Source organism: Streptomyces sp. WAC 06738 (assembly GCF_003945505.1).
Lineage (GTDB): Bacteria > Actinomycetota > Actinomycetes > Streptomycetales > Streptomycetaceae > Streptomyces.
The window spans coordinates 3,040,259-3,049,590 of sequence record NZ_CP029618.1; the positions used below are offsets into that span (position 1 = coordinate 3,040,259).

Consider the following 9,332-nt stretch of genomic DNA (forward strand, 5'->3'; position numbering starts at 1 on the left):
CGGGATGGGACCGGGGCGGCCGGATGTCTTGGCGGATGACGGCCGTCCCGGGGCTTGAGGCGCGGGCCCCGCCCTCCCCCGCGGGGGCGTGTCAGGGCGGGTAGACCGCGGGTAGATGGGCGGGTAGATCGGGGGTAGACGTGCAGGTCACGCGGCGGTAGACGTGCTCGCGGGCGGCTCGTCCAGCGGGAACGGGGAAGGGGCGGCGAGAGGGGCCGGGAGGTCGTCGCGGTGGACGCCCATCTGCACCTGCCCGCTGATCTTCAGGGAGCGCCGTACGGGGATGCCCAGGGCCTCGCACTGGGCGCGCACTTCGGACACCCCCCAGTCGGTCAGCAGACCGTGCTCGTGGAGCAGCGCGACGACGGTCTTGAGGTGGACCCCGTTGCGGTCGCCGACGGCGCCGGCGAGGAGCTGCCGGAACGCGGCCTCGGCCGCTGCCTGGTCCGTTTCATCGGCGGGGGCCGCCGCGGTGGTCTCCTGAGGCGCCGACGGCACGGTGGCGGGCGCGGTGCGCCAGGCGGCTATGCCCCACGCGGACACGAGCGCCCACAGCAGCACGGGGACGCGGTGGATCAGCCGCCACGCCAGCCAGCCGACGGCGAGGAGCAGCCCGAGGCGCAGCGCGGAGCCGCCGCGGCTGTCGGCCGCGCGCACCCACCCGGCGAGCGCCGCGGCCCGCGCGCGAGCGAACGCCACGGAGCCTGACCACAGCCGGTCCGCGGCGCGGCGGCGCGCACTCACAGGAACCCGCCGCCCTCGAAGAACGCGAGGACCTCGCCGCCGGCGTCGTTGACCAGCGGCACCAGCGTGGAGGCGAGGATCCCGGCGGCGCCGGCGGACAGGCTGAGGGTGGCCCCGGACCACCAGCCGCCGAGCAGCTTCCGCTTCAGCTCCTTGTTCGCGGCGCGCCAGGCGACGACGTACGCGACGGCCAAGAGGAACACCAGCAACGCACCCCCCGAGGTGAGCGCGCCCATGGAGCCGCGCGCGACCGCGCCGGAGCTGGTGCCGGTGGCGCCGGGGACGGCGACTTCGCCGGCCTTGTTGTTCAGGCCGGCGGTCCATCCGGCGAGGACGCCGAGGAGGCCGCCGGCGCACAGGGTGGCGAGGGCACCGAGGGACAGCCCGGCCGCGAACGGCAGGAGCGCCTTGGGGTCTCTCCCGGGGCTCTTCCACCACTTCCAGAGGTTGACGCCGAGGATGGCCAGGCCGACGCCGAGGCCGCCGACGGTCAGCGATGCGGGGATCACCGGGTCACCCCCGTGAGCAGGGTGACGGCGTCGAACAACTCGGCCATGTGCAGGATGCCGAGCCCCGCGGCCCAGGTTGCGGTGCGCGTCCACCAGGCGCTGCGGCGGCGGTCCAGGCCGCCGGCGACGAGCAGCGCGGCGGTGGCGAGGATCCATCCCGGCTGAACTCCCGCCTCGGCGCGGCACTCGGCGAGCAGCATGCCCCAGCCGGAGGAGAGGGAGTAGCCGCCGAACAGGGGGAACAGGGCGAGACCGGCGCAAAGGACGTTGTAGCCGAGGCGCAGGCTGGGCAGTTGGAACCGGGGCCCGCTCGGCTCGGCGGCCGGGGCCGCGGGCGGGGGCGGCCACGCTGCCGGCGGGGCGAACGGTGGCTCGGGCGCCGAGGGCGGCGGCGTGTTGGGCTTGGGCATGAGGGCCTCACGAAAGGGCGTGGGCCGCCGCGGCGATCGCCACCACGATGAGGGTGACGGCGGCGACGATCCGAGCGGCGGGAAGGAGGTAGGCGCCGGGGTCGTGGCGCGGCGCGGCGACGACGAGCGCCATGGCGGCGAGGGCCGCGATCAGGGGGCAGACGATGAAGCCGAGGAGCATCACGTACCTCCGCTCCCGCGCGCGGTCTTCCGCGCTTCGCGGGACTGCACGGTGCGGACGTACGCCGTGTCGACCGCGAGGCCCTGCTGCGCGAGGAGATGCGCGATCTTCGCGGGCGGCGCATCACCGCCAAGTGCCGAGTCGGCGGCCATGATCGCGGCCGTCTTCGTGACGTCCCTCGGGATCGACACGACGTTCTCCGCATCGCCCGGCGCATCATCCGCATCCCCTGATGCGCCTGATGCGTCAGGGTGCGCATCATGATGCGCCGTTGATGCGCCGCCGCTCTCGCTGTTGGCGCTGAGCGCGGCGGCCTCCGCCTCGATGAGCGCCTCACCGCGCTGCAGCTCCCGCTGAAGGGGGATCATCGCGAGGCGGCCGTCGAGCTTGGCGCGCCGCTGCTCGTACCACTGCTGTGTACGGGCATCGAGGGGCCGCGCCTGCACGATCATGACGACGGTCCACGCGCCCTTCGCGATACCGGAGACGACCGCGCCGACGACGCCGACGACGGGCAGCCCGAGGGCGTGGCCGTGGGCGTAGATCGCGCCCATCGCGACGAGCAGCGCCAGATGGCCGGCCCAGCGCGGGAGGCGCCCGCGGCGGCGGTCATAGCGGCACAGCCACTCGGCAGCCATGCACAGGACCCACGCGAGGTCGAACGCGGCGGCGGCCCCGTACGCGGCAGGCGCAACGACGGCGGCGGCGAGAAGGTCGCCGATGGAAGCGGTGGACCAGACGAGGGAGACGACGACGAGGGCGACCGCGGCGACGGTGATGCCGCTGCGCACGGTGCGGTCCCAGTCCCGAGGCGGGCGGGGGACCTCGATGTCCTCGTGGATGAGGACGAGTTCGGTCTCGCCGTCGATGGTGTGGGGGGCGAGACGGGAGCGCCTCACGGTGCGGGTCCTCATCGCCGCCCCCGTACGTTCCACGCCGCGGCGGCGAGGGCGCCGACGACGACGGCGGCCTCGAGCTGGCCGACGAGGACCGCGAGTACGGCCAGGGCGGTGAAGCCCCAGCGGGCGAGTGGGACGGCGAGCACGGGCCGGCGGTGGCGGCGGCTCATGGTGGGCTCCCTCAGCGGGCGAGGACGACGACGGCGAGGACGATGAACGGCGCGAACATGCCGAGCAGGTAGACGAAGCGCATGGAGGTCTCCAGGAGGGGGGCCGGGCCCGCGGTGGGGGAGCGCGGGCCCGGCCGGACAGGGGGTGGCTACGCGCCGGGGTGGCGCTGCTCGGAGCTGTGGCGCTCGGCGGCGCCCTGCTCGTAGTCCTCGGCGCAGCGCTCCGGCGTGGCCGGTTCGCTGATGATCCGGTTGGGCTGCAAGCCCTCCGCGGGGGTGCCGCTCGGCTGCGGCTGGTCGGTACGATCCGTCACGGACCTGCCTCTTTCTGTCGTTTGTAGGTGGGTCCGCCCCCGGACCGGAGCGCCAACTCAGCGGTCCGGGGGCGCTTTGTGCACGGCAGCGTGGGCTGCCTTCCTTGAGCGTATGGGACCCCATACACTTGAGGCAAGCGGCCCGCCCGGAGAAGGGATCGGGTGTGACCGAGGAGGCTCAGCGGGTGATCGACGCCATGAACGCGGTAGAGGCGATGCCCGATCCCGGGCAGCGCGCGAAGGCGATCAGCGAGGTGCTCGCCCACCAGACGGAGCGGGGCAAGGAGTGGCGGCAGATGCGCCGCGCCTTCGTGCTCGATCTGCGCGCGCAGACGCCGCCCGTGTCGTACCGGAAGATCGCCGCGATGCTTGGTATCTCGCTCGGCACGGTGCAGGACATCGAGCGCGGCTACTCGGGGTCGGGGAAGAACCGGCCCCGGAAGAGCGACGGAGCGCCGGCCGCCGAGGCGTAGCCGCGCGCACCTCGGGTGTCAATGAGGCGAACGATCGATGCCGCCTCGCGGCGCCTCTGGGCTACGTTCCGGCCATGGAAACGGCAGACGTAATCGCGCTGGTCGCCCTGGTCGTCGCGGTGGCCTCGGGGATCGTCAGTTGGCGGGCGCGGGTAGACGCGAAGCGCTCAGCGGACGCCGCGGAGCGATCAGCTACCGCGGACGAGGCCGCTCTCGCCGAGCAGCGTCGAGAGGCGCAGGAGCGCCGGGACGCGGAAGCGGAAGCGGCGCGCCCGAAGCCCGATCTTCGTGTAGAGCGTCCGGAGCAGGACGACAGATATGTCCTGCGGAACCGGGGCACGGGGCGGGCCACCGGCGTGACGATCACTGACGCAGGTCCCGCCGGTCTCGCGAGGCGGCTGCCGGTCGACGTCACCCTGGAGCCAGGTCAGGGCCACGAGTTCCTCCTCCTGGGTTCCTGGCAGACCGACAGGGCGACGGAGGTATGGGCGCGTTGGGACGGGCAGGACGAACCGGTCGCGCTTGACGTCCCGTAATCGCTCGGGCTGGATGCGTGAGTGACCTTCCCGCTTGGGGCGCGTTGCTCCGGTGTGACGATCAGCGAGAACGACGAGGCTCGGCTGGGTGAGTGGCTCGGTGTCGACGTGCCGGATGACCGTGTGCCGCTGGTGACAGTCGGGGAGGCGCGGGCGGTGGTGCTCCTGCTCCAGCAGCTCGCGGACAGCGAGGGCGCGGTGGGGTGGGCAGCGCGGGATGTCGCCGGCAGGATCGCGCGCAGGCTGCCCGGCGGCGACTGACGCGGGAATGCCAGCGACCCCGCCGAGTCCCAGCGGGGACGCGACGGGCGGTCACTTCTCAGACGTGTTGAGCCTCATTCCACCGCTTGCCGCACGTGCTCGGCGAGGCGTAGGGCGTTTCCGGGCGTGAGGTACAGCGAGACGTGATCGGGCATGTCTGCCCCGCCGCGCGGCTGGATGCCCAGAGGGTGCAGGGCCATCGCCAGGGCGTTAGCGCCCAGGTCAAGCAGGCTACGGAGGGCCTCGGTGTCGTCGTGGTTGAGGCGGACATAGACCTCGTAGACCTCGGTGTTGAAGAAGACCGCGGCGTCGGCCTCGGCGAAGCCCGCGGCGTGCAGAGCGCTGGTGAGGTCGGCGGCGGCCGTTGCCGGGCGGGGCTGTTGGTATCGGGCATGAGGGCATCCTGTCGCGGGCGTGGGCTGGAGTGGGCGTGAATGAGACGGGCCTGCTCCGGGGGAAGGAGACGGCGGCCCGGCCACGTCGCGGGCGTGTAGTCGGACCACGGAGGAGGGGCACGTCTTGGTCCCTGCGCGCCCCTCCCTGTGCTTGGCGCCGGTCGCTGCAACTGTCCACGCATCAACAGGAATTGACAGTCTGTGTTTTTGAGTTGATGCTCTCTTGCCATGAGATACCCATTTAGCGATCAAGTGGCCTACCTCAACCACAGAGGCAAGACGTACCAAGAGATGGCAGCAGACTGCGGCTTCAAGCGGTCCGTGACCTGGTGGAACAAGGTGCGATGGTGGGAGGTCGACACCCCGCCAGAGCAGCGGCTTTACCCGCATCTGGCGAAGGCACTTCAGGTCCCCGAGCGCCGGGTAGCGGAGATGGTTGCCGAGCAGTGGTGCGGGGTGCGGCCGGACGACAAGGTGCCCGAGCACCTGCGGTCGCTCCTCGCAACGTTGACGGGCGTTGGTGAGGACGACGTGCCGGTCCTCGAGCAGTTGGCGCAGACGCTGTGCGACAAGCGTGCGGCAGAGGCCGAGGTCGAGCAGTACTCGTACTGGCTGTTTGAGGCGTACGGCGAGATCGAGGAGCCGCTCACGCTTGAGCAGGTGCGGCGCCTCAAGCTGCCTGAGTTGCGGGCCCTGAGCACGGCCGTGGCCATGGGCGGGGCGTCGGTTGATGAGGAGGCCGGCCTGTTCCTTGATGGGGTCCCGGACCCTGAAGACGAGTAGGGACCTTGACCTGGAGGGGGCGCGTCGTGGTCGGCGCGCCCCCTCCGCTGTCCTGCACCGCCTATCCGCAGCCCGGGGTCTGAACGGCGACCAGACACAACGCGAGCCCTCCCCGAAAGGATCGGGGAGGGCTCCGCTGTGCGAGCTACCAGGCTACCGCGGGGAGTTCGACGGACGGGCCGGTCCAGGGGCATCCCAGACCGGGCGTCGACTCAGCGGCAGATCGGCGTCCCGTCGCTGTGCCGCGGCGGCAGCTTCGGCTCCTCATTGGGCCGGTGCGGCACGCCCGGCATGGGCTTCAGGCAGCGCGGGCAGAGAACGGTGATCGGCGTCGAGTTTGGCATTCTGGCCTCCGCAGTTGAAGTGCTGGAGACGGCGGGAATACCGCCTCCAACCCTTGCCCAGGCTCGTCCGCGGCCAGACAGCATCGTCAGGCGACTTTTTCCGGCTCGGTTTCCCGCCACGTACGCCCGCAGCTCGCGCAGATGACCGCCGGCGGCTGTCCGTCCCCGGAGTGCATGTGCAACTCGCCGCGGCAGTACGGGCACGGCCGGTCGAGGGTCTGCGCGCGGCGTACGAGGTCGAGCGCGGCGTCCAGGCGCTCGGCGGCCTCAGCGGCGAGGCGTTCGATCCGCTCGCGGTTGGCGGCGTCGAGCGCGGCGAAGGGGCCGGGCTGGTTCTCGATCCGGGCGTGGAGCCACGCCGCGGCGGCGCCGGAGTCGCGGCCGGGCCCGTTCCAGTGCCAGCGGCGTGCGTCGGCCTCGTCGGCGGCCTGGACGAGGCGCATGCGCTGCCCCAGCTCGTCGAGCGGGCCGGCGGAGCGCCGCGGGGTGCCGTATGCGGGGCGCTGGATCTCGGCGGCGATCTGGTCGGCGAGCTGCAGGAGTACGGCGTCGAGGGCGCGCATGGTGTCGAGGATGTCGAGCCTGACCGGGACGGGGCGGTCGCCGAGCTGGTCCGGGGAGCGCTCGGCGGCGCGCTGGGCGGCGCGGGCGGCGCGTACGGCTTCGCGGTCGGCGGCGTCGAGCTGGGCGAGGTAGTCGGCCATGCGGCCGGCCGGGGGCCACGGTGCGCCGTGGTGGGTGTCGAGCATGTCGCGTAGGCGGGGCCAGTGTTCGGCGATGTGCTGGAGGGGGTGCTGCTGCGGTGCGGGGGTGGTGGTCATCGCGTGCTCCTGTGGTGCTCGGGGCGTATCGTGATCTCCACCTGCGGGGCGCGCCCGGGTCTTCCCGGACAGAGGGCGCGCCCCTGCTGCGTGTTCAGGCGCGGTGTCGCCGGGGCAGGTGGTCCGTACGGGCTGGCCCAGGCGGGCCGGTCCGCGCGGACGAGGACGGTCTGCACCTGCCGGGCGAGCCAGCGCGCCTCGTCGACGGCGGTGAGGAGGCGCCGGCCGATCTCGCGGACCGCGCGGACGAACTGCGCGAACAGCTCGGCGGCGCGGGCCAGGGCGCGGCCGACGGCGCGGGCCTGCCCGGGGGTGAGGCGACGGATCGTCATTGCGGGTGCCCCCAGTAATCCCCGTCGCGGCTGATGTGCGGACCGGGGTGTCCGGCATCGACGATGCAGTGAACGGGTTCGTCGGGGGAGTTCGGCCGGTTGAAGGTGGCGCTGCACGTGTCGGTCCCCTTCGAGGTGCCGGCCTTGCGCCAGCGCTCCAGGTCTTCGGCGGTGGCGGCCGCGGTGTACTGGCCGTCGCTGGTCCCGGTGAACCGGTCGAGGATCTCGTCCAGCGCTGCGCGGAGTTCGTCGCGCTGCTTGCGGATGGTCGCGGCGTGGCGCCCGGCGGCTTGTGCTGCTCCGGTGCGGGCGAAGTGCACGGCGCGCGGGTTGTGCTGGGGCATGGGTCAGGACTCCTTCGGGGCGTCGGTAGGGGTGCGCCGTAGGGCGTGTTCGATGCCGACGCGGGCCGCCTGGACCTTGGCGTGCAGCGGGGAGTACATGACCGTGCTGGCGCAGTGGAGTGCGGCGTTGGCCTCGGCGTGGCGGGCGAGGTGGATCTCGGCTGCGGCGAGGGCTTCGTGGGCTTTCGCCAGCTCGCGGCGGAGGTCGGTGGTGGTCGAGTTGGTCACGTCGGGTCCTTCGGGGTGTCGGTGGCGCGGCAGGTGGCGAAGCGCTCGGCGTGCGTGCAGGTGCACGCCGACGGCTCCTCGAGGACGGCGAGGAGGCGGGCGGCGTACTCCGCGGCCTCGCTGCGGGGCAACGTCCGAGCGCGCATGCAGGCGGCAAAGGTGCGGACGCGGGCGACGGTGGCCTCGGCCCGCTCGGCGCGCTCGCGCTCCATACGGACACCGTGGTTGACCATGCGGTTGGTGCGCTTCATCCGCTCGATCGTGGCCTCGGCGCGGCGGGCGCGATCCTCGGCGGCCTTCCGCTGGCGTACGGCGGTGGTGATGTCCCCCGCAGTGTCGTCGGGGAGGACGTCGGCCGGCAGGGTGTCGTCGATGCGCGCCATGCGGCGTACGGCGCTGCCGAATCCGGTGGGGTCTGTGCGGGCCCATCGGCGCATCTGCTCGCGGAAGTCGCCGGCGATGTCCAGGCGCAGCCGTGTGGGCTCGGCGGTGCGCTCGACGGGCTCCAGCTCGGTGCGCTCCAGGGAGTCAGCGATCCGCTGCAGCTCGGTCGTCATGCCGACGAGAGAGGCGACGACGGGCTCCAGCTCGGAACGCCGCTGCTTCTGCTTGGCTTCCTCTATGCGCTGGCCGAGGGCGCGCAGTTGCTCTTCGGCGAACGTCTCGGCGCGGCTGGACGGCCCAGGAGGGTACGGGGCGTCGGGCCGTTCGGGCTCGTCGGGGTCGGGCGCGGCGAGCGCGGTCGTGATGTCCATCAAGGGGCCTTCCTGTGAACGGGTTGCGGCCGTAGCCGGTGGTCATGCGGGAGACGAGGGCGATGAGGGTCGCGAACGCGGTGAGGCCCTCGAGGACGCTGGTCATGCGCCGAGGTCGTGTTCGTCGCGGGCGGGCGGGGCCGGCCAGTCGTCGGGCGGGTGGCGGCGGCGGGAGTTGGCGTTGCCGATCAGCCCGGCGACGGTGACGAAGAGGCTGACGACTAGCGGCGGGGAGGCGAACAGCCAACAAGGACTCATCTGTGCCTCCGGTTCGCGGGAGAATCGCCCACATGGACCAGGGCGACATCTCGCTGTTGGTGGCAGGCATGGGTATTGCCGGCACGCTGTTCGCGTCGCTCGGCACGACGTGGCTGCAGAGCCGCGCGTCTCAGAGACAGGTGCGAGATCAGGAAGCCGTGGACGTCCGGCACCGCCTGCGCGAAGAACGTCAAGTGGCATATGCCGCGGTGCTCGACCGGCTGGAGGAAGCGGGTCAGGCCCTCGAACCCATCATGCGCATCCGCATTGATCCCCGAGAGCACGGAGAGAGCGAGATCCGAGACCTGTGGCGAGAGGAAAATAGGGCACTGCGGGCGCTCCAGCGAGCGGTGACAACCGTCGCGATCACGGGCACGGAAGACATTGCGAATCTCGCCCAGAGGATCTACGACGCGGCGGTGGCGAGGGCCAACACCGAACGGGTGCCGATGCTCAGCAGTGACACGCGCGTCATCAAGTTCGCGGAGGCATCTGGCGTGTTGGAGGAGGCCCGAAGCCTCTTTGTCGGGCAGGCCAGAATGGTGCTTGGGCCTCCGGGCGAGTAGGCCCTCAAG

The 9,332-nt window shown here is 72.2% G+C and carries 19 protein-coding genes; 5 read left to right on the top strand and 14 right to left on the bottom strand.

Annotated elements, in window-relative coordinates:
- Positions 1 to 147: 147 nt before the first annotated feature.
- The 7 genes from DMB38_RS12850 to DMB38_RS36095 form a co-directional block, all read right to left on the bottom strand.
- Complete coding sequence (locus tag DMB38_RS12850; RefSeq protein ID WP_125935299.1) at positions 148 to 699, bottom strand: hypothetical protein; 552 nt, start codon at positions 697 to 699, stop codon at positions 148 to 150.
- Positions 700 to 740: 41 nt separating this feature from the next.
- The gene (locus DMB38_RS12855) at positions 741 to 1,253 is read right to left on the bottom strand and encodes a hypothetical protein (protein WP_125935300.1); all 513 of its coding nucleotides are present in this window, start codon (positions 1,251 to 1,253) and stop codon (positions 741 to 743) included.
- Positions 1,250 to 1,663, bottom strand: coding sequence for a hypothetical protein (locus DMB38_RS12860; RefSeq protein ID WP_125935301.1), 414 nt, complete (start codon positions 1,661 to 1,663; stop codon positions 1,250 to 1,252). The genes DMB38_RS12855 and DMB38_RS12860 overlap by 4 nt, the downstream gene beginning before the upstream one ends.
- A gap of 7 nt (positions 1,664 to 1,670) precedes the next feature.
- The gene (locus DMB38_RS36085) at positions 1,671 to 1,844 is read right to left on the bottom strand and encodes a hypothetical protein (protein ID WP_164715970.1); all 174 of its coding nucleotides are present in this window, start codon (positions 1,842 to 1,844) and stop codon (positions 1,671 to 1,673) included.
- Entirely contained in the window at positions 1,844 to 2,743 is a 900-nt protein-coding gene (locus tag DMB38_RS12865; RefSeq protein WP_125935302.1) for a protein transporter Sec31, read from the bottom strand. Before DMB38_RS12865 ends, DMB38_RS36085 begins: the two co-directional genes overlap by 1 nt.
- Positions 2,744 to 2,754: 11 nt before the next feature.
- Positions 2,755 to 2,913, bottom strand: coding sequence for a hypothetical protein (locus tag DMB38_RS36090; protein WP_164715971.1), 159 nt, complete (start codon positions 2,911 to 2,913; stop codon positions 2,755 to 2,757).
- Between the two features lie 149 nt (positions 2,914 to 3,062).
- A complete protein-coding gene (locus tag DMB38_RS36095) occupies positions 3,063 to 3,227 on the bottom strand; it encodes a hypothetical protein (protein WP_164715972.1) in 165 nt (54 codons plus the stop codon).
- 164 nt (positions 3,228 to 3,391) lie between these two features.
- Here DMB38_RS36095 and DMB38_RS12870 point away from each other — a divergent pair, with 164 nt between their 5' ends.
- The 3 genes from DMB38_RS12870 (at position 3,392) to DMB38_RS12880 (ending at position 4,497) form a co-directional block, all read left to right on the top strand.
- Positions 3,392 to 3,700 carry a hypothetical protein gene (locus DMB38_RS12870; protein WP_240662160.1) on the top strand — a complete coding sequence of 103 codons (309 nt, stop codon included), beginning with the start codon at positions 3,392 to 3,394 and terminating at the stop codon, positions 3,698 to 3,700.
- Positions 3,701 to 3,774: 74 nt separating this feature from the next.
- Positions 3,775 to 4,236 carry a hypothetical protein gene (locus DMB38_RS12875; RefSeq protein ID WP_125935303.1) on the top strand — a complete coding sequence of 154 codons (462 nt, stop codon included), beginning with the start codon at positions 3,775 to 3,777 and terminating at the stop codon, positions 4,234 to 4,236.
- Positions 4,237 to 4,257: 21 nt separating this feature from the next.
- Positions 4,258 to 4,497 (top strand): hypothetical protein, encoded by a 240-nt coding sequence (locus tag DMB38_RS12880; protein ID WP_125935304.1) that lies wholly within the window; start codon positions 4,258 to 4,260, stop codon positions 4,495 to 4,497.
- Between the two features lie 74 nt (positions 4,498 to 4,571).
- Here the strand turns inward: DMB38_RS12880 and DMB38_RS12885 are convergent, their stop codons facing one another.
- Complete coding sequence (locus DMB38_RS12885) at positions 4,572 to 4,976, bottom strand: hypothetical protein (protein WP_125935305.1); 405 nt, start codon at positions 4,974 to 4,976, stop codon at positions 4,572 to 4,574.
- Between the two features lie 237 nt (positions 4,977 to 5,213).
- Between DMB38_RS12885 and DMB38_RS12890 the strand changes: the two genes are divergently transcribed.
- Positions 5,214 to 5,675, top strand: a complete 462-nt coding sequence (locus DMB38_RS12890) for a hypothetical protein (RefSeq protein WP_125935306.1) — start codon at positions 5,214 to 5,216, stop codon at positions 5,673 to 5,675.
- 430 nt (positions 5,676 to 6,105) lie between these two features.
- Here the strand turns inward: DMB38_RS12890 and DMB38_RS12895 are convergent, their stop codons facing one another.
- From DMB38_RS12895 to DMB38_RS36100, 6 genes are all read right to left on the bottom strand, one after another.
- A complete protein-coding gene (locus tag DMB38_RS12895; protein WP_125935307.1) occupies positions 6,106 to 6,840 on the bottom strand; it encodes a hypothetical protein in 735 nt (244 codons plus the stop codon).
- Positions 6,837 to 7,172 carry a hypothetical protein gene (locus DMB38_RS12900; RefSeq protein ID WP_125935308.1) on the bottom strand — a complete coding sequence of 112 codons (336 nt, stop codon included), beginning with the start codon at positions 7,170 to 7,172 and terminating at the stop codon, positions 6,837 to 6,839. Before DMB38_RS12900 ends, DMB38_RS12895 begins: the two co-directional genes overlap by 4 nt.
- Positions 7,169 to 7,516: a hypothetical protein gene (locus DMB38_RS12905; RefSeq protein ID WP_125935309.1), complete on the bottom strand. Its 348-nt coding sequence runs from the start codon at positions 7,514 to 7,516 to the stop codon at positions 7,169 to 7,171. Before DMB38_RS12905 ends, DMB38_RS12900 begins: the two co-directional genes overlap by 4 nt.
- 3 nt (positions 7,517 to 7,519) lie before the next feature.
- On the bottom strand, positions 7,520 to 7,744 hold the full coding sequence (locus tag DMB38_RS12910) for a hypothetical protein (protein ID WP_125935310.1): 225 nt from the start codon (positions 7,742 to 7,744) through the stop codon (positions 7,520 to 7,522).
- On the bottom strand, positions 7,741 to 8,499 hold the full coding sequence (locus DMB38_RS12915) for a hypothetical protein (protein WP_125935311.1): 759 nt from the start codon (positions 8,497 to 8,499) through the stop codon (positions 7,741 to 7,743). Before DMB38_RS12915 ends, DMB38_RS12910 begins: the two co-directional genes overlap by 4 nt.
- A gap of 102 nt (positions 8,500 to 8,601) precedes the next feature.
- Positions 8,602 to 8,757 (bottom strand): hypothetical protein, encoded by a 156-nt coding sequence (locus tag DMB38_RS36100; RefSeq protein ID WP_164715975.1) that lies wholly within the window; start codon positions 8,755 to 8,757, stop codon positions 8,602 to 8,604.
- 32 nt (positions 8,758 to 8,789) lie between these two features.
- On the opposite strand from DMB38_RS36100, the gene DMB38_RS12920 reads away from it, so the two are divergent.
- Positions 8,790 to 9,323, top strand: a complete 534-nt coding sequence (locus DMB38_RS12920; protein ID WP_125935312.1) for a hypothetical protein — start codon at positions 8,790 to 8,792, stop codon at positions 9,321 to 9,323.
- The last annotated feature ends 9 nt before the right edge of the window (positions 9,324 to 9,332 follow it).

What these genes read in the sequence shown, in the direction of transcription:
- DMB38_RS12860 (WP_125935301.1), bottom strand. Translation starts at nt 1,663, where the DNA reads ATGCCCAAGCCCAACACGCCGCCGCCCTCGGCGCCCGAGCCACCGTTC.
- DMB38_RS36085 (WP_164715970.1), bottom strand. Translation starts at nt 1,844, where the DNA reads ATGCTCCTCGGCTTCATCGTCTGCCCCCTGATCGCGGCCCTCGCCGCC.
- DMB38_RS36090 (WP_164715971.1), bottom strand. Translation starts at nt 2,913, where the DNA reads ATGAGCCGCCGCCACCGCCGGCCCGTGCTCGCCGTCCCACTCGCCCGC.
- DMB38_RS12875 (WP_125935303.1), top strand. Translation starts at nt 3,775, where the DNA reads ATGGAAACGGCAGACGTAATCGCGCTGGTCGCCCTGGTCGTCGCGGTG.
- DMB38_RS12895 (WP_125935307.1), bottom strand. Translation starts at nt 6,840, where the DNA reads ATGACCACCACCCCCGCACCGCAGCAGCACCCCCTCCAGCACATCGCC.
- DMB38_RS12900 (WP_125935308.1), bottom strand. Translation starts at nt 7,172, where the DNA reads ATGACGATCCGTCGCCTCACCCCCGGGCAGGCCCGCGCCGTCGGCCGC.
- DMB38_RS12905 (WP_125935309.1), bottom strand. Translation starts at nt 7,516, where the DNA reads ATGCCCCAGCACAACCCGCGCGCCGTGCACTTCGCCCGCACCGGAGCA.
- DMB38_RS12915 (WP_125935311.1), bottom strand. Translation starts at nt 8,499, where the DNA reads ATGGACATCACGACCGCGCTCGCCGCGCCCGACCCCGACGAGCCCGAA.
- DMB38_RS36100 (WP_164715975.1), bottom strand. Translation starts at nt 8,757, where the DNA reads ATGAGTCCTTGTTGGCTGTTCGCCTCCCCGCCGCTAGTCGTCAGCCTC.
- DMB38_RS12920 (WP_125935312.1), top strand. Translation starts at nt 8,790, where the DNA reads ATGGACCAGGGCGACATCTCGCTGTTGGTGGCAGGCATGGGTATTGCC.